At 69.5% G+C, this 24,127-nt stretch carries 21 protein-coding genes and 1 pseudogene; 16 read left to right on the top strand and 6 right to left on the bottom strand.

Annotated features, from left to right (window positions below):
- Positions 1-34 precede the first annotated feature (34 nt).
- On the bottom strand, positions 35-1,096 hold the full coding sequence (locus tag AB0M48_RS06675) for an AAA family ATPase (RefSeq protein ID WP_363836412.1): 1,062 nt from the start codon (positions 1,094-1,096) through the stop codon (positions 35-37).
- Positions 1,093-1,662 carry a nicotinamide riboside transporter PnuC gene (gene pnuC / locus AB0M48_RS06670; RefSeq protein WP_363836410.1) on the bottom strand — a complete coding sequence of 190 codons (570 nt, stop codon included), beginning with the start codon at positions 1,660-1,662 and terminating at the stop codon, positions 1,093-1,095. The genes AB0M48_RS06675 and pnuC overlap by 4 nt, the downstream gene beginning before the upstream one ends.
- Here pnuC and AB0M48_RS06665 point away from each other — a divergent pair, their 5' ends adjacent.
- Positions 1,663-3,684, top strand: a complete 2,022-nt coding sequence (locus AB0M48_RS06665; protein ID WP_363836408.1) for an intein-containing Rv2578c family radical SAM protein — start codon at positions 1,663-1,665, stop codon at positions 3,682-3,684.
- On the opposite strand, the gene AB0M48_RS06660 is transcribed toward AB0M48_RS06665, so the two are convergent.
- The 3 genes from AB0M48_RS06660 to AB0M48_RS06650 are packed head-to-tail and all read right to left on the bottom strand — an operon-like array spanning position 3,671 to position 5,311.
- Complete coding sequence (locus AB0M48_RS06660) at positions 3,671-4,198, bottom strand: DUF4865 family protein (protein ID WP_363836405.1); 528 nt, start codon at positions 4,196-4,198, stop codon at positions 3,671-3,673. The genes AB0M48_RS06665 and AB0M48_RS06660 overlap by 14 nt on opposite strands.
- A gap of 17 nt (positions 4,199-4,215) precedes the next feature.
- Positions 4,216-4,560 (bottom strand): nuclear transport factor 2 family protein, encoded by a 345-nt coding sequence (locus AB0M48_RS06655; protein WP_363836402.1) that lies wholly within the window; start codon positions 4,558-4,560, stop codon positions 4,216-4,218.
- A gap of 19 nt (positions 4,561-4,579) precedes the next feature.
- Positions 4,580-5,311 carry a putative protein N(5)-glutamine methyltransferase gene (locus AB0M48_RS06650; protein ID WP_363836399.1) on the bottom strand — a complete coding sequence of 244 codons (732 nt, stop codon included), beginning with the start codon at positions 5,309-5,311 and terminating at the stop codon, positions 4,580-4,582.
- A gap of 81 nt (positions 5,312-5,392) precedes the next feature.
- Here AB0M48_RS06650 and AB0M48_RS06645 point away from each other — a divergent pair, with 81 nt between their 5' ends.
- From AB0M48_RS06645 to AB0M48_RS06610, 8 genes and pseudogenes are all read left to right on the top strand, one after another.
- Entirely contained in the window at positions 5,393-5,974 is a 582-nt protein-coding gene (locus AB0M48_RS06645) for a TetR/AcrR family transcriptional regulator (protein ID WP_363836397.1), read from the top strand.
- The gene (locus AB0M48_RS06640; RefSeq protein WP_363836394.1) at positions 5,971-6,705 is read left to right on the top strand and encodes a TIGR03084 family metal-binding protein; all 735 of its coding nucleotides are present in this window, start codon (positions 5,971-5,973) and stop codon (positions 6,703-6,705) included. The genes AB0M48_RS06645 and AB0M48_RS06640 overlap by 4 nt, the downstream gene beginning before the upstream one ends.
- A gap of 47 nt (positions 6,706-6,752) precedes the next feature.
- Positions 6,753-8,236, top strand: a pseudogene (locus tag AB0M48_RS06635) (acyclic terpene utilization AtuA family protein).
- Positions 8,233-9,345, top strand: coding sequence for an acyl-CoA dehydrogenase family protein (locus AB0M48_RS06630; protein ID WP_363836391.1), 1,113 nt, complete (start codon positions 8,233-8,235; stop codon positions 9,343-9,345). The pseudogene AB0M48_RS06635 and the gene AB0M48_RS06630 overlap by 4 nt, the downstream one beginning before the upstream one ends.
- Positions 9,345-10,895: an acyl-CoA carboxylase subunit beta gene (locus AB0M48_RS06625; RefSeq protein WP_363836389.1), complete on the top strand. Its 1,551-nt coding sequence runs from the start codon at positions 9,345-9,347 to the stop codon at positions 10,893-10,895. The genes AB0M48_RS06630 and AB0M48_RS06625 overlap by 1 nt, the downstream gene beginning before the upstream one ends.
- A gap of 5 nt (positions 10,896-10,900) precedes the next feature.
- Positions 10,901-12,748: a biotin carboxylase N-terminal domain-containing protein gene (locus AB0M48_RS06620; protein ID WP_363836386.1), complete on the top strand. Its 1,848-nt coding sequence runs from the start codon at positions 10,901-10,903 to the stop codon at positions 12,746-12,748.
- On the top strand, positions 12,745-13,884 hold the full coding sequence (locus AB0M48_RS06615) for an acyl-CoA dehydrogenase family protein (RefSeq protein ID WP_363836384.1): 1,140 nt from the start codon (positions 12,745-12,747) through the stop codon (positions 13,882-13,884). The genes AB0M48_RS06620 and AB0M48_RS06615 overlap by 4 nt, the downstream gene beginning before the upstream one ends.
- Before the next feature lie 13 nt (positions 13,885-13,897).
- Positions 13,898-14,701 (top strand): alpha/beta hydrolase, encoded by an 804-nt coding sequence (locus AB0M48_RS06610; RefSeq protein ID WP_363836381.1) that lies wholly within the window; start codon positions 13,898-13,900, stop codon positions 14,699-14,701.
- Here the strand turns inward: AB0M48_RS06610 and AB0M48_RS06605 are convergent.
- Positions 14,641-15,546 carry a hypothetical protein gene (locus tag AB0M48_RS06605; protein WP_363836379.1) on the bottom strand — a complete coding sequence of 302 codons (906 nt, stop codon included), beginning with the start codon at positions 15,544-15,546 and terminating at the stop codon, positions 14,641-14,643. The two genes, AB0M48_RS06610 and AB0M48_RS06605, sit on opposite strands and share 61 nt — an antisense overlap.
- Positions 15,547-15,726: 180 nt before the next feature.
- Between AB0M48_RS06605 and AB0M48_RS06600 the strand changes: the two genes are divergently transcribed.
- From AB0M48_RS06600 to AB0M48_RS06570, 7 genes are all read left to right on the top strand, one after another.
- Positions 15,727-16,887: a S8 family peptidase gene (locus AB0M48_RS06600; protein WP_363836377.1), complete on the top strand. Its 1,161-nt coding sequence runs from the start codon at positions 15,727-15,729 to the stop codon at positions 16,885-16,887.
- A 76-nt stretch (positions 16,888-16,963) separates the two neighbouring features.
- Positions 16,964-18,037: a S8 family peptidase gene (locus AB0M48_RS06595; protein ID WP_363836375.1), complete on the top strand. Its 1,074-nt coding sequence runs from the start codon at positions 16,964-16,966 to the stop codon at positions 18,035-18,037.
- A 110-nt stretch (positions 18,038-18,147) separates the two neighbouring features.
- On the top strand, positions 18,148-19,326 hold the full coding sequence (locus AB0M48_RS06590; protein ID WP_363836373.1) for a S8 family peptidase: 1,179 nt from the start codon (positions 18,148-18,150) through the stop codon (positions 19,324-19,326).
- A 62-nt stretch (positions 19,327-19,388) separates the two neighbouring features.
- Positions 19,389-20,420 carry a hypothetical protein gene (locus AB0M48_RS06585; protein WP_363836370.1) on the top strand — a complete coding sequence of 344 codons (1,032 nt, stop codon included), beginning with the start codon at positions 19,389-19,391 and terminating at the stop codon, positions 20,418-20,420.
- A complete protein-coding gene (locus tag AB0M48_RS06580; protein WP_363836367.1) occupies positions 20,417-20,779 on the top strand; it encodes a hypothetical protein in 363 nt (120 codons plus the stop codon). Before AB0M48_RS06585 ends, AB0M48_RS06580 begins: the two co-directional genes overlap by 4 nt.
- 66 nt (positions 20,780-20,845) lie before the next feature.
- Positions 20,846-22,645 carry an aspartate--tRNA ligase gene (gene aspS / locus AB0M48_RS06575; RefSeq protein WP_363836363.1) on the top strand — a complete coding sequence of 600 codons (1,800 nt, stop codon included), beginning with the start codon at positions 20,846-20,848 and terminating at the stop codon, positions 22,643-22,645.
- A 285-nt stretch (positions 22,646-22,930) separates the two neighbouring features.
- Complete coding sequence (locus AB0M48_RS06570) at positions 22,931-24,103, top strand: hypothetical protein (protein WP_363836359.1); 1,173 nt, start codon at positions 22,931-22,933, stop codon at positions 24,101-24,103.
- Positions 24,104-24,127: the final 24 nt, after the last annotated feature.

Raw genomic sequence — 24,127 nt, 5'->3', positions numbered from 1 at the left:
GCGCTGCGATGCCGGTTCTTCGTTCAGCGCATGGCTATGCCCGTGACCGTGACCCACGCGCGACATCCTGCCCCATTAGATGTTCGACCGCCGTTACGGCCGTCGCGAACCTGTCCTCAGTGAGCTTCAACCAAGGCACGCCGCGCTGCGCGAGCTCGCGTTCGAACAGGCCCGTCATCCACTCCCGCAGGTGTTCGCCGTCACGCCAGCCGTCCTGTTCGAACGGAACGCCGGTGTGGTCGGTCAGCAGGTACAGGTCCGGTTCGGAGCCGAGGGGGAGTTCCGGCCGGAAACCGAGGTAGCGCTCGCCCCAGACGGTCGCGGCGAACGCGTCGTTGTCCGCGACGACCAGTGGTGCGGTCTCGGCCTGGATGCGGCGTTCCTGCTCGTGCGCAACGTCTTCGAAATCGCCCAGGGTCCACACCAGACGGTCCACCGTGGCGTCCGGATCGAACGCGCGTGCGGCCGTCAGCTTGTGCTCGGTGTGCTCGCGGCCGTACTCGGGGATCCAGGGCGCGCCGAAGTGGGCTGCCAGCTGCCTGGACAGCGTCGTCGTCCCGGTGCTCTCCGCGCCGACGACCACGACCTTCCAGCCCAGGCCGCGCTGGGTCGCGGGCGCGAGGTGGTGCCAGTTCGCGACCGGGTCGGTGCGCATCGCCGTGCCGGAGATCTGGTGCGTCAGGCGGTCGAGGTCGACGAGCACGTGCTGCGCGCCGAGCCGCCGGGCCAGTTCGTCGCCGTACTTCTCGCTGGAGAACACGACGTCGACAGGAGCCGCGCCCGGCTGACCGTCCGCGATCGCACGCCGCGCCAGGACCGCGCGGGTCAGGTCGACGTGCAGGGTCCAGATCTCGTCGGAGTCGAAGTCCATCGGGTGGTCGTCGAGGTCGCCGATGATGCGGACACCGGGAGTGTCGCGGTGGGTCTCGGTCAGCCAGCGCACGCGGTGTTCGAGAGGGATCGTCTCGTGCGAGGCCGCCAGCACTGTGACGGTCGTGCGTTCGCTGCGCGAAGCCGCCGTCTCGATGAGGTGGTGGTGGCCGTTGTGCGGTGGGTAGAACTTGCCGAGCACGAGCGCGTGGCCGAACTCCTTCACGCGGGCACCTCGTTCTTGATGTCCTTGGTCCAGTTGCGCAACCCGATCACGCACAGCAACATGAACCCCACGTACAACACTGCTGTCAGATAAAGCTCCTTGTACGCGTAGAGCGGCACGTAGATCACGTCCGCGGCGATCCACAGCCACCAGCACTCGACCTTCTTGCGCGCCTGGCCCCACGTGGCGAGCAGCGACAGCACCGTCGTGATGGCGTCCCAGAAGGGCACGGTCGACTCGGTGAACGTCACCAGGACCCAGTGCAGCAGACCGGTTCCGAGCACGCCGGCGACCGCGAGCCACAGCCACTGAGAGCCGGTGGTGCGGCTGACGTGCAGCACGCTGTGCTGGTCACCGCCGCGCACCCACGCCCACCAGCCGTAGACCGCGAGTGCCATGTAGACGATCTGCAGGCCCGAGTCGGCGTAGAGGCCGCTGCCCCAGAACAGCACGAGGAACGCGATGTTGTTGGCGATCCCGATGGGCCAGTTCCAGGGGTTCTGCCGGGCGACCAGCCACACACAAAGTGCGCCGGTGACGAAGCCTGCTACCTCAATGGGTGACACGTGCACTCCTTGACCGCTGTTCGAACATGTGTTCGAATCGACGGTGTGCGATGGGACGGACAGAAACTCGAGGCAGAGCCGCAGCAGGCGCTACCGGGGCTACCGGGACTGGTGCGCAGCGTACGAACTCCTGAGTTCGCGGACGTGGTGTTCCACGAGGTCCGCGCCAAATCCGTGCTCAACGGGGTGCCGGGTTCGTCGCTGCCGTTCTCGTGGACGGTGAACCCGTATCGCGGCTGCTCACACGCCTGCACCTACTGCCTGGCCGGAGACACGCCGATCCTCATGGGCAACGGTCGCACGAAACCGTTGGCGGAGTTGCGTGAAGGCGACGAGATCTACGGCACCGAGCTCGTCGGCAACTACCGGCGCTACAAGCTCACGACCGTTCTCGCCCACTGGGAGACGCGCAAGACCGCGTACCGGCTGACGCTGGAGGACGGCACGTCCGTCGTCGCGTCCGGTGATCACCGGTTCCTCACCGACCGCGGTTGGAAGCACGTGACGGGCGAAACGGCGGGCGTCGGCCGGCGTCCGCACCTCACGACCGGCAACAAGCTGATGGGCACGGGGGCGTTCGTCGAGCAGCCCTCCGTGACCGACGACTACCGCCGCGGGTACCTGCGCGGCATGGTGGACGACGAGACCGAGTTCCACATCCCCCTGGCCGACATCGAGGCCATGGAGCGCACACAGGAGTATCTCGACTACTTCGGTGTGCGAGAAGGGAGGGGATTTCTGCACCAAGTGCGCGAGCTCGCGCACTGGCAGATAGCCCCGAACCCCGACTGGCTCAAGGGATTCCTGGCCGGCGCGTTCGACTACCTCGGGACCTGCTCGCGCAGCATCCTGCGGATGTCGACGCGCAACGCCACCGTGCTGGAAGCGATCTGCCTGGCGCTCAAGCACTTCCACTTCGACTTCGCGATCGAGGAGCTGCGCCGCCGGCGCGGCGTGCGGGTCGTGCGGCTGCGCGGAGGGCTGCGCGAGAACCTGCGCTTCTTCCACACCGTCGACCCGGCGATCACCCGCAAGCGCGACATCGACGGCGTGGCGATCAAGTCGAAGCAGCCGCTGGGTGTCGTGTCCGTGGAACCGCTGGGGGAGATGACCCTCTACGACATCTCGACCGGCACCGCGGACTTCATCGCGAACGGGATCGTGTCCCACAACTGCTTCGCCCGCAAGACGCACTCCTATTTGGACCTCGACACCGGCAAGGACTTCGACAACCAGCTGATCGTCAAGGTCAACGCGGGGGAGGTGCTGTCGCGCCAGCTGCGGTCCACGCGCTGGAAGCAGGAGCACGTGGCGCTCGGCACGAACACCGATCCGTACCAGCGGGCGGAGGGGCGGTACGCCTTGATGCCAGGGATCATCGAGGCGCTGACCGCCTCCCGCACGCCCTTCTCGATCCTCACGAAGGGCACGCTGCTGGCACGTGATCTGCCGTTGCTGACGGCGGCCGCCGAGGTCGTGCCGGTCGGGATCGCGGTGTCGCTCGCGTTGATGGACCGGGATCTGCACAAGTCGCTGGAGCCCGGCACGCCGACGCCCGCCGCCCGGCTCGACCTGGTGCGGAAGGTGCGGGAGGCGGGCCTGCCGTGCGGGGTGTTCGTGGCCCCGGTGTTGCCGGAGCTGACGGACTCCGCGGAACAGCTGGACTTCCTGCTGGAGCAGATCGCGGCCGCCGGTGCGACCGGTGTGACCGTGCTGCCGCTGCACCTGCGTCCCGGTGCGAAGGAGTGGTTCGCGGCCTGGCTGCGCCGCGAGCACCCGGACCTCGTCGAGACGTACCGGTACCTGTACGGCAACCGGTCCTATGTGGACAAGCGGTATCGCGCCCGGCTCGCGGCGCGCGTGGTCCCGTTGATCGAGAAGCACGGGCTGGCACCGCGGGGCCGGTCCACCGACGCCGTCACCGGTGTGCCCGGCGACGACGACGGCGTGTGGCCCGACGGCAGCCTGCCGGTGGGTGTGCCGGCACCGCGCGTCGATCAGGAACAGCTCACCCTGCTGTGATCTCTTCGAGCCCCGGCTCGGAGAAGTGGAGGACTTCGTAGGCACCCTCTTCCCCGGGGTGTTCCTCCCACAGTTCGAAGCGCACGACTTCCCACGTGCGCGGATCAACGCCCGCGACCGCCGAGTGCAGGCCGGGCGCCTTCTCCAGTTCGATCTCCGCCACCGCGTCGATCGGGTTCGCCTCGGGTGCGAGCCTGGTGATCCGGCGCGTCGCGAACCTCGCCGTCGCCGCGTCGCCCCTGACGAACGCCACGCCCGGCCAGTGCCGCACGACCGGCCGGCCGAAGTCGGCGAGAATCCCCTGGAAGCCACCGCCCCGGTAGAGGAAGTTCGCCATGCCGGCCGAGGTGTTCCACACGTAGAACGGCGCGTACTGCGTGTCGCGCACCAGGTATGCCTTGAACCCCAGGCCCTCGAACCCGTCGAGCGCGTGACCGCGGGTGCGGACGCGTTCGCGGATGATCTCCATGTCGTAGTTCGAGGGCAGCCGGATCTCGTACTGCATTGCGATCATGCTTCTGTTGTACCGCGTTACGCCCAGCCGCCCTGGGCCATCGTCTGGAACTTCCACTCGCCGCCGACCCTCGTGAGCAGGTCGCCGTAGCGCACCGTGATCCCGTTGATCGTGCCGTCCGTGATCACGAAGACCAGGTTGTCGTTGATGAAGTGCGGCGTCCTGGTGGACTCCATCTGCACCTCGCCGCCGAGCTGGGCGCCCATCTCCTTCAGGAACGTCTCGCGGTCCCACGACGTCGCCGAGCCGTCGGTGACCGTGTTGACCGGGAACAGGGCCATGTCGGCCATCGCCTCGACGTCGCCCTTGACCGCGAGCTCGTCCCACCGCGCAAACCACTGCATGATCTCGTCGTACGCCATACCGTACATTGTACGGAAGTTAACGCCTGCCGACCACCGCATTTGCGTCTTCGCTGGTCACGAGCTTGGCGTCGAGTCCCGCGGCGGTGAAGGCGGCGAGCGCGGCCGGTGCCTGGCGCTCGCTGGTCTCGCTCAGCAGGTGCCCGCCGGGGCGGAGCCAGGTCACCGCCTGGGCCGCCACGCGGCGCAGGACCTCCAGGCCGTCCTCGCCGCCGTCGAGCGCCACCCGTGCCTCGTGGTCGCGGGCTTCCGGCGGCATGAACCGGATGTCGTCGGTCGGCACGTACGGCACGTTGGCGACCATGACGTCGACGGCGCCCTTGAGGTGCGCGGGGAGGGCGTCGAACAGGTCACCCTCGAACACGCGCGTTAGGTTCTTGCGCGCGCACGCCACGGCCACGGGGTCGATGTCGGCCGCGTAGACCGTGGCGTCCGGCAGCCGGTGTTGCAGGACCGCGCCCACCGCGCCGGAGCCGCAGCACAGGTCGACGACGGTGGCGGGCTTCAGGTCGGTGGCGAGGTCCACCAGCAGTTCGGTGCGGTGGCGGGGGACGAAGACGCCCTTGGTGACCACGATCCGCTGTCCGCAGAACAACGCCCAGCCGACGGCGTGCTCCAGCGGCAGGCCGTCGACCCGTTGCCTGACCAGGTCTTCGAGGTGCTCGGCGTCGCGAGCGGCTTCTTGCAGCAGTGCGGCCTCTTCTTCGGCGAAAACACAGCCGGCGGCCCGCAGTCGTTCCACGATGCTCATCGCTCGCGGACGGTAGCAACTCTTCCTGGCCGATTTACAAGCAGGCTTGACTGTTTGTTTGTTCGCCGGAACACTCGGAGCGTGGAGACGAGGCAGCGCCAGGCCGACCGCACGCGCGAGACGAAGCGGAAGCTGATGGAGGCGACCGTCGAGTGCCTGGTGGAACGAGGCTGGTCAGGCACCACGACGACCGAGGTGGCCGAACGCGCGGGGGTGTCGCGCGGCGCGCAGCTGCACCACTTCCGCACGCGCGGTGAGCTGGTCGCGGCGGCCGTGGAGCACGTGGGTGCGGAGAGCGTCGAGGTGCTCAAGCGGCGCGCGGAGATCGCCGAGAAGAGCACGCACGCCGTGGTGGAGCTGATCGCGGACTTCCACGCCAGCGACCTGTTCACCGCGGCCCTCGAACTGTGGGTGGCCGCGCGCACCGACCCGGAGCTGCGCGAGCAGGTGCTGGAACTGCAGGCCCGCCTGGGCCGCGAGGTGTACGGGCTGGCGCTGGAACTGCTGGACGTGGACGACTCGCAGCCGGGTGTGAGGGACGCGGTGCAGGCAACCCTTGATCTTGTGCGCGGGCTGGCGCTCGCCAACCAGCTCGCCGATGACGCCAAGCGCCGGGCGCACGTCGTGCGCTACTGGGCGCGGATGCTGGAGGAACAGCTGTGATCACGGAACTGCTGGCCGACCTCGACGCCGAGTCGCGCTCGTTGGACGAGATCGTCGCGGGGGTGGACGACTGGTCGGTGCCCACGCCCGCCCAGGGCTGGACCGTGGCGCACCAGATCGGCCATCTCATGTGGACGGACAAGGCGTCGATCCTCGCCATCACCGACCCCGAGGCGTTCCAGGCGCAGCCGCTGACCGCCGACATCGTCGACCGCACCGCGGCGGAGGCGGCGGCGTCGCCGGACCTGCTGGAGCTGTGGCGGGACAGCCGGAAGTCGTTGCTGGAGCACCTCGCCCAGGCGTCCGGGAAGATCCTGTGGTTCGGACCGCCCATGAGCCCGGCGTCGATGGCCACCGCGCGGATCATGGAGACCTGGGCCCACGGGCAGGACGTGGCGGACGCGCTCGGGGTGGTCAGGGAGCCCACCGCGCGCATCAGGCACGTGTGCCACATCGGCGTGCGGACGATGGGCTTCGCGTTCCTGCTCAACGGGTTGGCGGTGCCGACGGACGAGGTGCGCGTTGAGCTGACCGGGCCCGGCGGCGAGTCGTGGACGTGGGGGCCGGAGAACGCCGAGAACCGGGTTTCCGGGCCGGCGCTGGACTTCGCGTGGCTGGTGACGCAGCGCCGCAACCGCAAGGAGCTCGCGATCGAGGCCTCCGGCCCGGTGGCGCAGGAGTGGGTGCCGATCGCGCAGGCGTTCGCGGGGCCGCCCGGAGGTGGCCGTTGATCAGGATCGGCAACGCGTCCGGGTTCTACGGCGACCGGCTGTCCGCGATGCGCGAACAGCTGGAGGGCGGCGAGCTCGACGTCCTGACCGGCGACTACCTCGCCGAGCTGACCATGCTGATCCTCGGGCGCGACCGCATGAAGGACTCGTCGCTGGGCTACGCGAAGACGTTCCTGCGGCAGATGGAGGACTGCCTCGCGCTGGCGCTCGACAAGGGCGTCAAGATCGTGGTCAACGCCGGTGGCCTGAACCCCGAGGGGCTGGCGCGCCAGCTCGGCGCCAAGGTCGGCGCCAAGGTCGGGTACGTCACGGGTGACGACCTCAAGGAGCGGTTCCCCGAGGCGCTGACCGCCAACGCCTACCTCGGCGCGTGGGAGATCGCGGAGTGTCTGAAGCAGGGCGCGCAGGTCGTGGTCACCGGCCGCGTCACCGACGCGAGCCTCGTGGTCGGGCCTGCCGCGGCGCACTTCGGGTGGGCGCGCGACGACTGGGACCGGCTGGCCGGGGCCACGGTCGCCGGGCACGTGCTGGAGTGCGGAACGCAGGCCACGGGCGGCAACTACTCGTTCTTCACCGAGATCGACGTGACCCGGCCGGGGTTCCCGATCGCGGAGATCGACGAGGACGGCTCGTGCCTGATCACCAAGCACGAGGGCACGGGTGGCGCGGTCACCGTCGACACCGTGACGGCGCAGCTGCTGTACGAGATCGGGGCGCCCGAGTACCTGGGGCCGGACGTCACCACGCACTTCGACACGATCCGGCTCGACGCGCACGAGCGCGGGGTCAGGATCAGCGGCACGAAGGGGAGTCCGCCTCCCAGCACACTGAAGGTCTGCCTGAACACGCTGGGCGGCTTCAGGAACTCCACGACGTTCGTCCTCACCGGACTCGACGTCCAGCAGAAGGCCGACCTGGTCCGGCGGCAGCTCCACGACGCCATCGGTGAGGAAGGGCTGACCTGGACGCTGGCGCGGACCGATCAGCGCGACGCGGCGACCGAGGAACAGGCCAGCGCGTTGTTGCACGTCACCATCAAGACGGCGGACCCCAAGCGCGCCAAGGGATTCAGCAGGGCGGCGATCGAGCTCGCATTGGCGAGCTATCCCGGTTTCCACGTCACGGCGCCACCCGGCGACGGGACGCCGTTCGGGATCTACCAGGCCGCGTACGTGAATCGTGACGAGGTCAGTGCCAAGGCGGTGTTGCTGTGAAGAGGCCGCTGGGAACGATCGCCGGTGCGCGCAGCGGTGACAAGGGCGGGGACGCGAACCTCGGTGTGTGGGTGCGCAGCGACGAGGCCTTCGAGTGGCTGAACGGCTTCCTCACCACCGAGAAGCTCAAGGAACTGCTGCCGGAAGCCCAGGACGTCAGCAGGTACGAGCTGCCGAACCTCAGGGCGCTCAACTTCGTGCTGCACGGCCTGCTCGGCGACGGGGTGGCGAGCAGCACGCGGTTCGACCCGCAGGCCAAGGCGCTGGGCGAGTGGCTGCGCGGCAGGGAAGTAGAGATCCCGGAGGAGCTCCTGTGATCACGAAGGACCTGTACGAGCGGAAAGAGCTGCGGCAGCTCGTCCGCGACTTCACCCGCAGGGAGATCGCGCCGCACCTCGACCAGTGGGAACGCGACGGCGAGGTGCCGCGCGAGCTGCACAAGAAGGCGGCGGAACTCGACCTGCTCGGCATCGGGTTCGAGCACGGCGACCTGCTCGACACGGTCGCGCTGACCGAGGAGATCATCCAGAACGGCGGCTCGTCGGGCCTGATGGCGGCGCTGTTCACGCTCGGCATCGCGATCCCGCACATCTGGCAGAGCGGCAACGAGGACCTGATCGAGAGGTTCGCCAAGCCCGCGATCCGGGGCGAGAAGATCGGCGGCCTCGCGGTCACCGAACCCGGCGCCGGATCCGACGTCGCGGCGATCAGGACCAAGGCGGTCAGGGACGGCGACCACTACGTCGTCACCGGCGAGAAGACCTTCATCACCTCGGGCTGCCGGGCGGACTTCGTCACGACCGCGGTGCGCACCGGCGGCGAGGGCTACCAGGGCATCTCACTGCTGGTGATCCAGGACGGGTTCACCCGCCGCAAGCTCGACAAGATGGGCTGGCACTGCAGCGACACCGCCGAACTGCACTTCGACGACGTGCGCGTGCCGGTGGCGAACCTGGTCGGCGAGGAGAACCAGGGCTTCGCGCTGATCATGCAGCAGTTCCAGGTCGAACGCGTGACGATGGCGGTCGAGGCCTACGCGACGGCGCAACGGGCGCTGGACCTGACCGTCGAGTGGGTGCGCAACCGGGAGACGTTCGGCAAACCGCTGATCAAGAACCAGGTGGTGCGGCACAAGCTCGCACACATGGCGCAGAAGATCGACCTGGCGCGGACGTACACGCGCGAGGTCGCGGCCAGGATCGACCGCGGCGACGACTGCGTCACCGAGGTCTGCTTCGCGAAGAACGCCGCCGTGGACGCCTGCTCCGAGGTCGTCGACGAAGCCGTGCAGCTGCACGGAGGCATGGGCTACATGCGGGAGTCCGAAGTGGAGCGTCACTACCGGGACGCCCGCATCCTCGGCATCGGGGGCGGGGCGAGTGAAGTGATGACCGAGCTCGCGGCACGACGATTGGGGTTCGCCTGATGGGCAACAGGGAGGCGCTGCTCGCGAAGATCGCGGGACTGGACGCCGAGCACGCCAAGGCGCTCGCGGGAGGTGGGCCGAAGTACGTCGAACGGCACCACAAGCGCGGCAAGCTCCTCGCCCGCGAACGGGTGGAGCTGCTCATCGACGAGGACAGCCCGTTCCTGGAGCTGTCCCCGCTCGCGGCGTGGGGCACCGACTTCCCGGTGGGAGCGTCGGTCGTCACGGGCATCGGACGCATCGAGGGCGTCGAGTGCGTGATCGTCGCGAACGACCCGACGGTGCGCGGTGGCTCGTCGAACCCGTACACGCTGCGCAAGTCGTTGCGGGCCAACGACATCGCGTTGCAGAACCGGCTGCCGCTGGTCAGCCTGGTCGAGTCGGGCGGCGCGGACCTGCCGACGCAGAGCGAGATCTTCATCCCCGGCGGCCGGGCGTTCCGCGACCTGACGCGGCTGAGCGCGGCCGGGATCCCGACGATCACGGCGGTGTTCGGCAACGCGACGGCCGGCGGTGCGTACGTGCCGGGCATGTCCGACTACGTGATCATGATCAAGGACCGCTCCAAGGTGTTCCTGGGTGGTCCGCCGCTGGTGAAGATGGCGACCGGCGAGGACTCCGACGACGAGTCGCTGGGCGGCGCGACCATGCACGGCGTGACGTCCGGCCTCGCGGACTTCGTGGCGGAGGACGAGACCGACGCGATCCGGCTGGCGCGCAGGGTCGTCGCCCGGCTGAACTGGCGGAAGCTCGGGCCGGAGCCGGCACCGGTGGAGGAGCCGCTGTTCGACGCCGAGAGCATCCTCGACATCGTCTCCGAGGACCAGCGGGTGCCGTTCGACCCCCGTGACGTCATCGCGCGGCTCGTCGACGGGTCGCACTTCGACGAGTTCAAGCCGTTGTACGGCAACAGCCTCGTCACCGGGTGGGCCCGCATCCACGGCTACCCGGTCGGCATCCTCGCCAACGCGCGCGGCGTGCTGTTCAGCGAGGAGTCGCAGAAGGCCACCCAGTTCATCCAGCTGGCGAACCAGAGCGACACCCCCTTGGTGTTCCTGCAGAACACCACCGGCTACATGGTCGGCGCCCAGTACGAGCAGGGCGGCATCGTCAAGCACGGCTCGATGATGATCAACGCCGTCTCCAACAGCCGGGTGCCGCACCTGACGATCACCATGGGTGCCTCGTACGGCGCCGGCAACTACGGCATGTGCGGCAGGGCGTACGACCCGAGGTTCCTGTTCACCTGGCCCAACGCCAAGTCGGCCGTGATGGGCCCCGCGCAGCTCGCCGGGGTGCTCTCGATCGTCGGACGGCAGGCCGCCGCGGCGAAGGGGCAGGAGTACAACGAGGAGCACGACGCCGCCATGCGCAAGATGGTGGAGGCGCAGATCGAGGAGCAGTCGCTCGCGCCGTTCCTGTCCGGGAAGCTCTACGACGACGGCGTGATCGACCCGCGCGACACCAGGACCGTGCTCGCCCTCTGCCTCTCCGCTGTCCACAGCGGACCGATCAAGGGCGCCGACGGCTTCGGCGTCTTCCGGATGTGAGCCCCGTGATCAAGTCCCTCCTGATCGCCAACCGCGGCGAGATCGCCCGCCGGATCATTCGCACCTGCCGGGACAACGGAATCCGCACGGTCGCCGTCTTCTCCGACCCGGACGCCGAGTCGCCGCACGTCCGGGAGGCCGACTTCGCGGTGCGGTTGCCCGGTGCCTCGCCCACCGAGACCTACCTGCGTGCGGACCTGCTGGTCGAGGCGGCGGTGAAGGCGGGCGCGGACGCCGTCCACCCCGGCTACGGATTCCTCAGCGAGAACGCCGACTTCGCGCGCAAGGTGCAGGCCGCGGGCCTGACCTGGGTCGGCCCGGAACCGGACTCGATCGAGGCGATGGGGTCCAAGGTCGCCGCGAAGAAGCGGATGGCGGCCGCGGGGGTGCCGACGCTGCCGGAACTGGATCCCGAGACCGTCACCGAGTTCCCGGTCCTGATCAAGGCGTCGGCCGGTGGTGGTGGCCGCGGCATGCGGATCGTGCGGGAGAAGGCGGAGTTCGCGGACGCGCTGGCGAGTGCGCGGCGCGAGGCCGAGTCGGCGTTCGGCGACCCGACGGTGTTCTGCGAACCGTTGCTGGAGCACGCCCGGCACGTCGAGGTGCAGATCCTCGCCGACGCGCACGGCACGGTCTGGGCGCTCGGCGAACGCGAGTGCTCGATCCAGCGCAGGCACCAGAAGATCGTCGAGGAGTCGCCCAGCCCGGCGGTCACCGACGACGTCCGCAAGCGCTTGTTCGCCGCGGCGACGGCGGCGGCCGAGTCGATCGGGTACGTCGGCGCGGGCACCGTCGAGTTCATGCTGAAGGGCGAGGACTTCCACTTCCTGGAGGTCAACACGCGCCTGCAGGTCGAACACCCCGTCACCGAGCTCGTCCACGGCGTGGACCTCGTCGAGTGGCAGCTGCGCATCGCCGAGGGGGCCAGGCTGCCGGTGGAGGTGCCGCAGCCGCGGGGCCACGCGATCGAGGTCCGCCTCTACGCCGAGGACCCGGCGAACGACTGGAGGCCGGCGAGCGGCACGCTGCACCGGTTCCACGTGCCCGGTGACGTCCGGATCGACAGCGGCGTCGAGGACGGCTCGGTGGTCTCCGTGCACTACGACCCGATGCTGGCCAAGGTGATCGCCCACGCGCCCACGCGCCGGGCCGCCGCCCGCAAGCTCGCCACGGCGCTGGAGAGCGCCCAGGTCCACGGCCTCGTCACGAACCGCGCACTGCTCGTGGACATCCTCGGAAACGAGGCTTTCCTCGACGGTGACACGCACACAGGGTTCCTGACCGAGCACGACCTCACCCGGACCGTTGACCCGCAACCGTTTGCGCTCGCGGCGGCGCTGGCGAGCGCGGCCGGTCGCAAGATCGGTCACCTACCGCTCGGCTGGCGCAACGTGCGTTCTCAGCAGCCGAAGGCCAGGTTCCTGTTCGGTGAGGAGCTGATCGAGGTCGAGTACGACCCGAAGCAGGCGACTCCCGGCGTGGTCACGCTCGACCTGGACGGCGTGCGCGTTCCGTTCCACGTCGCGAAGTACGGCGATCTGGTCGAGGTCGACTCGCCGCGCGGTTCGGTGTCGCTGAAGGTCGTGCCGCGCTTTCCCGAACCGGAGACGAAGCTCGTGCCGGGCGCGACCGTCGCCCCGATGCCCGGAACCGTGGTGAGGGTGTCGGTCCGGCAGGGCGACGTGGTCGAAGCCGGTGCCGAACTCCTGGTGCTGGAAGCCATGAAGATGGAACACCGCGTGCTCGCGAGCAGCGCGGGCACCGTCACCGAGCTCCTCGTCGAGAACGCCCAGCAGGTCAACTCGGGCGACGTCCTGGCCGTGGTGGCCGAACAGAATGGAGACGGATCGTGAGCTTCGTCGAGTCCGAAGAGCGGATCGCGCTGCGCAAGGCCGTCGCCGAGTTCGGTGCGAAGTACGGCCACGACTACTTCATCGCCAAGTCCAGGGCGGGAGAGAAGACCACCGAACTGTGGGAGGAGGCCGGCAAGCTCGGCTACCTCGGCGTGGCCGTGCCGGAGGAGTACGGCGGCGGTGGCGGCGGCATCGGCGACCTCGCGGCGGTGTGCGAGGAGCTGGCGGCGGCCGGATGCCCGTTGCTGCTCATGGTGGTCTCGCCGGCGATCTGCGCCACGGTGATCGCGCGGTTCGGCACCGAGGAGCAGAAGGCCAAGTGGCTGCCCGGTTTCGCGGACGGCACGCTGAAGATGGCGTTCGCGATCACCGAGCCGGACGCGGGGTCCAACTCGCACAAGCTGAAGACGCACGTGCAGCGCGACGGCGACGACTGGATCCTCAAGGGCACCAAGACCTACATCTCCGGCGTCGACGAGGTCGACGCCGTGCTCGTGGTCGCGATCCAGAAGACCGGGCCGGTCCTCGTGGTCGTGCCGACGAACGCCGAGGGCTTCACCTGGCACCAGATCGACATGGACCTGGTGGCGCCGGAGAAGCAGTTCACCCTGTTCTTCGACGACGTCAGGCTGCCCTCGGACGCCGTCGTGGGCTCGCCGGACCAGGGCCTGCTGCAGGTCTTCGCCGGTCTCAACCCCGAACGGATCATGGGCGCGAGCATGGCGACGGGCTCGGCCCGCCTCGCGATCGCCAAGGCCGTCTCCTACGCGCGGCAGCGCCAGGTGTGGGACAGCCCGATCGGCGCGCACCAGGGCCTCTCGCACCCGCTGGCGAAGATCCACATCGAGATCGAGCTGGCCAGGCTGATGACGCAGAAGGCGGCCGCGCTCTACGACTCCGGTCGCGACAAGGAGTCCGGCGAGGCCGCGAACATGGCCAAGTACGCGGCGGGCGAGGCCATCGCGGCCGCGGTCGACCAGGCCATCCAGACGCACGGCGGCAACGGGCTGAGCTCCGAGTTCGGGCTGGCGTCGATGCTCGCCATGTCCCGGTTGTCCCGCATCGCGCCGGTGTCGCGGGAGATGGTCCTCAACTTCGTCGCGCAAAACTCGCTGAAGTTGCCGCGCTCGTACTGACACACTGCCGGGCATGGGGACTTTCACGACTTCGGACGGCGTCGGCCTCGTCTACCACGGCGAGGCCGACGATCCGTTGATCTGCCTGCCCGGCGGGCCGATGCAGGCGTCGTCGTACCTGGGCGGGCTGCCGCTGGACGACGTCATCCGGCTGGACCTGCGCGGTACCGGCGACTCGGAGAAGGCCGGCCGGTACCGCGTCGATCACCAGGTCGCCGACGTGGAGGCGCTGCGCGCGCACCTCGGCCTGGAGAAGATCAGGCTGATGGGCCACTCGGCGGGTGCGTCCCTCGCGATCCTCTACGCGACGCGTTTTCCGCGGCACGTCGGGGAACTCGTGCTGATCACGCCCACCCCGCGGGTCGTCGGCATCGACGTCACCGACGACGACCGCAGGGAGACCGCCGAGCAGCGCCGGGCCGAACCGTGGTTCGAGCAGGCGTTCGCGGCGTTCCAGCGGATCTGGGCGGGCGACTTCACCCGGGAGGCGTTCAAGGGCATCGCGCCGTTCATGCACGGCCGCTGGGACGCCGAGGCGCGGGCACTCGACGACCACCCCCGCAACGACGAGGCCGCCAGGGAGTACTACGCCGAGGGCGCCTTCGATCCGCGGCAGGTGCGCGATGCGCTCCAGAACCTCGACGTGCCAACACTTCTGGTCGCCGGTGAGCTGGACGTGTCACTGCCGCCGAAGTGCGCGCGGGAGTACGCGGGGCTGTTCGCACGAGCGACGCTGGTCGTGCAGCCCGGCGCCGGTCACTTCCCCTGGGTGGACGACCCCGACGCGTTCGCCGCGACCGTCCAGCGCATTCCGTAGAGACCGGGACCGAAGTCGAGCGCGGCGGCGTGCGCGTAGCCCCCGTCGTCCACGGGTGCCGGCCGGGTGCCGCCGGACATTTCCGTTCCGGCCGGGCCGGACGAGAATTGTTCGCACGAGGAGGGCGGGGACTCGGCCGCGAATCTGATCTCCAGCACGTAGTCGTGCACGCGTTCGCCGAACCGCCGGAAATGCGTGTGCTCGACCGTCGGATGTGGATAGATCAATTCGTACTCGATCGCGATCGACTCGCCGGTGGAGATCGGTTCGTCGAACAACATCTCCGCGACGAGCACGCCGTTCGTGCGTTCCCTGGCGATCCGGCCGACCCGGCAGGAACGGACGGCCGTGAGCGCGGGCTGCGCGGAACCCGTTTCCTGACAGAGGATCCAGCGGTCCACGTCGGCGGTGCTCGCCTGCATGACCTGTCGTGACCGGATACCGCGCACACCACCGCAGGGCGCGACGTCGACCCGGTCGTGCTGGGCGGTCAGCACCAGCCCGGAACCGTCCCAGGCCGCCCGCGCCGACTTGTCCCGTCTGCGAGAACGGCCACGCGGCCGCGGCGGCCCCAGCAGGCGGCTCAGGGCGGCGGTCGGCAACCCGAGCACGTCTTCCAGGTGTGCCAGCGCCATCAGCGACTCGGGACGCTCGGGTCTGCGCCGGCCCGACTGCCAGTAGCTCAACGCCGTCACGCTGATCGGCGCGCCCCGCACCTTCAGACGGTGCTGCAGCCGTTCCAGACTGAGTCCCCGCACCTGGATCGCGACCCGCAACGCGTCCGCGAACGGACCCGTCACGAGAAGATCGGCGAGCTCCTCGCGCGGTGGGTAGATCGTGAGCATCCACTCCTCCGTTTCACGGAGTCAAGTTCGGAAGGCTATCGGCAGCAAAGGGAACGCGGTACAGCCGATCGGCGGTTTTGTCCCGGTTCGAAACTCGGCAGGTTCAGATCTCGGGACTATTACGCCGCCAATAGCCCCGGTCAGGTTCCTGAGCATCCCTGCGACGAACAGGACTGCACAATGCGCAAGACTGCAACCCTGCTGGGTTCGGCGGTCATGATCGCCGCGTTCGCGGCACCGGCCACCGCCGCCGTGGGCGAGATCCGCGTCTCGCCCGGTGAGAACATCGCCGGCAGCTTCATCGTCAAGCTGAAGGACAACGGGGTCACCGCGAGCGCCCAGACCCTCGGTTCCCGGTTCGGCGGTCGGATCGAACACGTCTACGACACGGTCTTCCAGGGCTTCTCGGTCAGGATGAGCGACGCCCAGGCGCGCAGACTGGCCGCTGACCCCTCGGTCGAGTACGTCGAACGCGACCAGGTCGTCAGCATCCAGGCGACGCAGACGAACCCGCCGTCGTGGGGGCTCGACCGCATCGACCAGCGCAACCTGCCGCTCGACCAGCGCTACACCTACAACACCACCGGTTCCGGCGTGAACGCCTACATCATCGACACCGGTGTCCGCGTCACGCACCGCGACTTCGGCGGCCGTGCGAAGAACGGCTACGACTTCGTCGACAACGACGCCGTCGCGCAGGACGGCAACGGTCACGGCACGCACGTCGCCGGCACCGTCGCGGGCACGCTGCACGGTGTCGCCAAGCAGGCGAACATCATCGGCGTCCGCGTGCTGAACAACTCCGGCTCCGGCACCATCGCCGGTGTCGTCGCCGGCGTGAACTGGGTGGCGTCGAACCACGTCAAGCCCGCTGTCGCCAACATGTCCCTCGGCGGCGGCGCCAACACCTCGCTCGACAACGCCGTGTCCGGCGCGATCACGCGCGGCGTGACGTTCGCCGTCGCGGCGGGCAACTCCAACACGAACGCGGCGAACACCTCGCCCGCGCGGGTGGCCGCGGCGCTGACCGTGGGCTCCACCGACCGCACCGACGCCCGTTCCTCCTTCTCCAACTACGGCCCCGTGGTGGACGTCTTCGCGCCCGGTGGTGGCATCACGTCCACGTGGAACACCAGTGACACGGCCACGAACACCATCTCCGGCACCTCGATGGCGGCCCCGCACGTCGCCGGCGTGGTGGCCAGGTACCTGCAGGGCAACTTCAACGTGACGCCCGCCCAGGTGGCGACCGCGATCACGACCAACGCCACCAACGGCAAGGTCACCAACCCCGGCGCGAACACGACCACGAGGCTCCTGTACTGGCCCCCGACCAGTTGAACACGGCCCTGAGATGTGCGGCCCCGGCTCCCTGCGAGCCGGGGCCGTTTCCCTGCAAGAGAAAGGAAACCTGCCCGTGAGAGCCCTGCTGGCAGTCGCCGCCCTCGCGGCAACGGTCGTGGTCGCCCCGGCGTCCGCGGCCACGTCGTCGTACATCGTCGTGCTGAAGGACGGCACCGTCTCGTCGTTCAGCGGTGCCGTCGAGCACCGGTACTCCACTGTTCTCAACGGTTTCAGCGCCCGGCTGACGGCGGCGCAGCTGAGGACGCTGAAGGCCGACCCGAACGTGTCCTCTGTGGAGCGTGACGGGATCGTGCACGCCAACGGGGTCCAGCTCAACCCGCCGTGGGGCCTGGACCGCATCGACCAGCGCTCGTTGCCGCTCAACCAGCGCTACGAGTACACGACCACCGGCCGTGGCGTGAACATCTACGTGATCGACACCGGGCTCCGCGTGACGCACGCGGACTTCGGCGGCCGTGCGCGCAACGGCTGGGACACCGTCGACAACGACGCGGTCGCGCAGGACGACAACGGCCACGGCACGCACGTCGCCGGCATCGCGGCGGGCACGACGAACGGCGTCGCCAAGCAGGCGACGGTGTGGGGCGTGCGCGTGCTGAACGGTTCGGGTTCCGGCACGATCTCCGGTGTCATCGCGGGCGTCGACTGGGTGACGCGCAACGCCGTGAAACCCGCGGTGGCGAACATGTCGCTGGGCGGCAGCGCTTCCGCGGCGCTCGACGCGGCGGTGCAGAAGTCGATCGACTCCGGCGTCTCGTACGCGGTCGCGGCCGGCGGCGGCAACACCGATCCGGGGAACTCGTCGCCGCAACGGGTCTCGGCCGCGATCTGCGTGGGCGCGTTGACGCAGAACGACACCAAGTCCTCTTCGTCGAACTTCGGGCCCCTGGTGGACATCTGGGCGCCGGGCGTGAGCATTCCCTCGGCCTGGAACACCTCCGACACGGCGACCGCGACGCTGAGCGGTTCCTCCATGGCCGCACCGCACGCGGCCGGTGTCGCGGCCCGGTTCCTGGAACGCGACCGCGCCGCCACGCCCGCGCAGGTCGAGCGCGCGCTGGTTACCACGGGCACTCCGGGCACGCCACCCGTCACTCGTATCCTGTACTGGCCGCCATCCCTGTGAAAGGTGAATTGTCGGGCAATACAACCGCGTCTTAATCCGTAAGACACCCTTGGCAGGAACCGGATCTCTCCATAACGTCGAAAGCGCTTCGTTCCCCTGCAAAGAACGGAATGCACATCATGACGCGAAAGATCCGGTTCCTGGCCGGTGCCGGCGCGGCGACTCTCGCCATGTCGGTTCTGATGGTCCCCAACGCCTCCGCCGCCGAGGGCGAGGTGCTGTCGCTCAACGCTCCGGAGAAGATCGCCGGCAGCTTCATCGTGAAGCTGAAGGAAGGCAAGGCGAACGGGCACGCCCTCGCTTCCCGTTTCGGCGGCACCGTCGAGCGCGAGTACAAGACCTTCGGCGGCTTCAACGTGAAGCTGACCGAGAAGCAGGCCAAGCGCCTGGCCGCCGACCCGTCGGTGGACTTCGTGGAGGCCGACCAGGTCGTCCGCACGCAGGCGACGCAGACGAACCCGCCGTCGTGGGGTCTCGACCGCGTCGACCAGCGCAACCTGCCGCTCAACCAGTCCTACAGCTACACCTCGACCGGGTCCGGCGTGACCGCGTACGTCATCGACACCGGCGTCCGCATCAGCCACTCCACGTTCGGCGGCCGCGCCACCAACGGCCGTGACTTCGTGGACAACGACGCCGTCGCGCAGGACGGCAACGGCCACGGCACGCACGTCGCCGGCACCATCGCGGGCTCGCAGTACGGCGTCGCGAAGGCCGCGAGGATCGTCGCCGTCCGCGTGCTCGACAACAACGGCTCCGGCACCCTCGCGGGCGTCGCGGCCGGCATCGACTGGGTGGGCGCCAACGCCGTCAAACCGGCCGTCGCCAACCTGTCGCTGGGCGGCGGCGCCAACGCCACGCTCGACACGGCCGTCCGCAACGCCGTCGCCAAGGGCGTCACGTTCGCCGTGGCCGCGGGCAACTCCAACGCCAACGCGTCCGGCTTCTCGCCGGCCCGCGTGACTGAGGCGATCACCGTCGGCTCCACCGACCGCACCGACGCCCGCTCGTCGTTCTCGAACTTCGGCTCGGTGCTCGACATCTTCGCTCCGGGCCGCGACATCACGTCGTCCTGGCACACCTCCGACAGCGCCACCAGCACCATCTCGGGCACGTCGATGGCCACCCCGCACGTCGCGGGTGCCGCCGCTCGCTACCTCTCGACGAACTCGTCGGCCACCCCGGCCCAGGTCGCCTCGTACCTGATCGGGCAGTCGACGCCGTCGAAGGTGACGAACCCCGGAACCGGTTCGCCGAACCGCCTGCTGTACCTCGCGCCGACCGCGTGAGCTAGCTCCTCCCGAGAAGGCCGCGACCCCCCTGGTCGCGGCCTTTTCCTATTGTTGGATCCATGGTGGAGGGTCTGAAGGGCATCGACTGGTACCGGTTGCGCGGTCACGACGGGTACGCCGACGACCTTCCCAGGTTGCTGCGGCAGGCGCGGACCTCCGTCGAACCGCACGAGGAACTGGTGCGCCACCTGAGCGGCGACCCCTCCGAGGTCAGCGAGGCGACCGCGGCGGCGTGGCCGTTCCTGCTGGACCTCGTCGCCCACGACAACACCCCCAGCCGCGAGTGGCTCCTGGAGAACCTCTGCGGCGCGATCGCCGTCGCCGGGGGCAGCGGGTCGGACGGTGTCCACCCGAGCTGGCCACCCGCGTGGGAGGCTTCGAAGCCCGCCCTGCTGGCCCTGCTCGACCACGGTTCCGCGGCGGTGCGGCGGGGTGTGCTGTTCCTGCTCGGCAAAGGACGCGGGGACAGCGCGCCGGTGCTGCCCGCCCTGACCCGGCGGTGGGAAGAGGAGACCGATCCGGCCACGCGGTTGTGCCTCGTGCTCGTCGCGACGGAGTTCGCCGGGCGCGGTGACGAGGCCGCGGTCTCGTGGCTGCGAGAGCTGGAGGTGCCGGACGACGAGCCGCAGGCCCGGCTCCTCGTGTCCGCGGCGACCACGCCGGACGCCGACGTGATCCTGCGCGGGCTGACCGGGGACCTGGAGCTGTTCCTGGGCACCGGGTCGTTCGAGATGGGCTACGACGAGGTGCTGGAACACGTGCTCTGGCTGGTGGGGCCCAAAAACTTCGAGGGCATGGACCTCGTGCTGGCGCTGGTGGACGTGCTGCCGTGGCGGACGGAAGCGCTCGACTACCTGCGCAGGCTCTTCGAACGCGACACGACGGACGTGGGCCTGGTCGTGCCGTTCGTGCCGGTGTGGGCGGCCGACCCGGACGTCCGGCTGCGGGCCTTCGCGGTGTGGCTGGTCGGTGTCGCGCAGGCGCGGGAGTACCGGGACCTCGTCGCCGCGGCGGTGCACGACCACGCCGTGACGTCGCTGGGCCAGCGGGTCTCGACGCTCGCCACGTCGGTGCTGCTGGAACTGCGGTGAAGCCCGCGCTGGAGGGAGTGGACGACATCGCGTGGCACTCGATCGACCACGCCTTCGGTCCCGCGCTGGACACGCCCGGTCATCTGCGGGCCCTGTGGTCCGAGGATCCCGAGGTGGTCGCTCAGGCCATCACGGATCTGGACCGGACCGTGCGCGAAGAAGGCGGGTTCGTGTGCCCGGCGGCCACGGCGGTGTTGCCGTTCCTGGTCGAGGTCATGCCCTCCCTTGCTCCGGAGCACCGGGCGCGGCTGCGGGACATGATCGAACAGATCGCGGACGACGGCGAGAACGCCGAGCAGGTCGACCCCGGCTGGCACGCGGCCTGGGCGAAGGCGGGGCCCGCGATCCGCCCTGCCTGAAAATCTGTCGGTGGCTCCGGCTAGCCTTGACGGCAAAGCTGACTTCGTCTACAAGGAGCCACCACCGTGTTGCGCACGCACGAGGCCGGATCACTCCGGGCCGAGCACGCCGGGCAGTCCGTCACCCTCACCGGGTGGGTCGCTCGCCGGCGGGATCACGGCGGTGTCATCTTCATCGACCTCCGCGACGCCAGCGGTGTCGCCCAGGTCGTGTTCCGCGAGGGCGAGATGGCCGAGCGCGCGCACCGGCTGCGCAGCGAGTACGTCATCAAGGTCACCGGCGAGGTGAGCAAGCGTCCCGAGGGCAGCGACAACCCCGACCTGGCCACCGGCGCCATCGAGGTCTACGTGAGCGACCTCGAGGTCCTCAACGAGGCCGCGCCGCTGCCGTTCCAGGTCGAGAGCGACGTGGAGCCCGGCGAGGAGGCCCGCCTCAAGCACCGCTACCTCGACCTGCGCCGCTCCGGTCCCGCGCAGGCGATCCGGCTGCGCAGCGAGGTCAGCCGCATCGCCCGCGAGGTGCTGCACGGCGAGAAGTTCGTCGAGATCGAGACGCCGACCCTGACCCGCTCCACCCCCGAGGGCGCGCGCGACTTCCTGGTGCCGGCGCGGCTGCGTCCGGGCAGCTGGTACGCGCTGCCGCAGTCGCCGCAGCTGTTCAAGCAGCTGCTCATGGTCGGTGGCCTGGAGCGCTACTACCAGATCGCGCGCTGCTACCGCGACGAGGACTTCCGCGCCGACCGCCAGCCGGAGTTCACCCAGCTCGACATCGAGATGAGCTTCGTCGAGCAGGACGACGTGATCGGCCTGACCGAGAAGCTGCTCGCCGCGATCTGGAAGGAGACCAAGGGCGTCGACATCCCGCTGCCGTTCCGCCGGATCTCCTACGCCGACGCGATGGCGAAGTACGGCTCGGACAAGCCGGACCTGCGCTTCGAGCTCGAGCTCACCGACCTGACCGAGTACTTCAAGGACACGACGTTCCGCGTGTTCCAGGCGCCGTACGTCGGTGCCGTCGTCATGCCGGGTGGCGCCTCGCAGCCGCGCCGCACGCTCGACGCGTGGCAGGAGTTCGCCAAGCAGCGCGGCCACAAGGGTCTCGCGTACGTGCTGGTCGGGGAGGACGGCACGCTGGGCGGCCCGGTCGCGAAGAACCTCACCGACGCCGAGCGCGAGGGTCTCGCGAAGGCCGTCGGCGCCAACGCGGGCGACTGCATCTTCTTCGGCGCGGGCGACCCGCGTGACGCACGTGCCCTGCTGGGCGCGGCCCGTGTCGAGATCGCGCACCGCGTCGGCCTCATCGACGAGAACGCCTGGGCGTTCGGCTGGGTCGTCGACTTCCCGATGTTCGAGTCGGTCGACAAGCTCGAGGCCGGTGACGTCGCGGTCGGCGGCAGCAACTGGACGGCGCTGCACCACGCGTTCACCTCGCCGACCCCGGAGTGGATCGACAACTTCGAGTCCGACCCCGGCAACGCGCTGGCCTACGCCTACGACGTGATCCTCAACGGCAACGAGCTCGGCGGTGGCTCGATCCGTATCCACCGCGCGGACGTGCAGCAGCGCGCGTTCAACGTCATGGGCATCGGTGCCGAGGAGGCGCAGGAGAAGTTCGGCTTCCTGCTCGACGCGTTCAAGTTCGGCGCCCCGCCCCACGGCGGCATCGCGCTGGGCTGGGACCGCCTCTGCATGCTGCTCGCGGGTGCCGACTCGATCCGCGAGGTCATCGCGTTCCCGAAGTCGGGCGGCGGCTACGACCCGCTGACGGCCGCTCCGGCGCCCATCACGGCGCTGCAGCGCAAGGAGGCCGGTGTGGACGCCAAGCCCCAGGACAAGGCGGCCGAGAAGGCCGAGCCGAAGGCCTGACGATCTGCCGCCAGCGCGGAGGCAACCTGCTGGATGCCTCCGCGCGTCCCAGAACATGAGACCGGTTCGCCCGATCGAGCACCTACTTGATCGGTATTGAGGAACGCGGGCCGATCGTGCGGCTTGATCGGTCCTCAGTGGGCAACGGAAGGTGTTTCCACACGTCCACACCTCGGAGGGGTGTCCGGGGACTGTGTGAGCCGTTACCAACGAGTGGTGGTGGTCGCAGCCTCGCCCGATTAGCGTCGGTCCGGCTCACGGACATGGGGAGTAGGGTCGGAGGGGATGAGCGTGGAGATCACCGCGGGCCCTCCTGACACGACTTCACCTGAGATCGCGGACGCTGTCGTGGCGGCTGAGCGGGTACTGACCAAGCGACTGGGCGCACAGGTGCGCCTCGCTGACCCCGAGGCTCTCGGGGGTACCGGTCGTTCCGTCGTCATTCGCGTGAGAGTCGCCTCCTCGCCGTTCTCCATGCCCCGCACGCTGGTCGTGAAGCGCTATCCCGCCGGCTCCGGCGACCGCGATCCGTGGGCGCACGAGGCCGTGAGCCACCAGCTGCTGACGGCGCTGCCGGCCGAAGAGCGCGCCACACCGGAACTCTTCGCGCACGACGCGGCGGCGCGTCTCGTCGTGCTGGAAGACCTGGGCCGTGCGCCGAGGTTGTCCGAGAAGCTGCAAGCCAACGACGCGCGCGCGGCCGAACGCGGCCTGCTCTCGTGGGCACACGCCATGGGCCGCCTGCACGCCACGACGGCGGGCCGTGACGCGGACTTCGACGCGTTGATGCGCCGCGCCGGAGCGCAGTGCTGCCAGGACCCGATCGCGGTCGACGTGCACGCGGCGATCGCGGGCTTACCGGCGCTGCTGGAGTCCACTGTGGGCGTGGGCACGTCCACGCAGGCCATCGAGTACGCCGCCGGTGCCGCACGGGCGTTCAGCACCTCGCGGCGGCGCGCGTTCAGCCCGTCGACGTCCTGCCCGGACAACCACCTGGTCACCTCGCGCGGTGTCCGGTTCGTCGACTTCGAGGGCGGCTGCGTCCGCGACATCGTGTTCGACGCCGCCGCGTTGCGCGTGCCGTTCCCGTCCTGCTGGTGCGGATGGGGCCTGCCGCCGGGGATGTCCGAGGCCATGGTCGCCGCCTGGCGCGCGGAGGTCGGGTCGGTGTGGCCCGAGATGGACGACGACGCGGTGCTCTTACCGCGGCTGCTGGAGGCCCAGCTGCTGTGGGTGTGGCTCGCGACGTGGAGGGCGCTGTCCAAGCCCATGCCCATCGTCGTCGACGCTCCGCCGCGCAGCGTCGTGCTGACGGGCCGGTGGATCCGGTTGCGTGCCGACGCGCTGCTGCTGGGCGAGAAGACCGTCGCGTCGCACGCCGACGCGGTGATCGGCGCACTGGCCGACCGCTACGGCCCTGAGGTGCTCGAACTCCCGCTTTACCCTGCATTTCGCTGAACCGTTCCCACACGGTCATTCGCG

The organism is Lentzea sp. NPDC051208 (assembly GCF_040682435.1).
GTDB classification, from domain to species: domain Bacteria; phylum Actinomycetota; class Actinomycetes; order Mycobacteriales; family Pseudonocardiaceae; genus Lentzea; species Lentzea kristufekii.
This window is presented reverse-complemented; position numbering and strand designations above follow the sequence as displayed.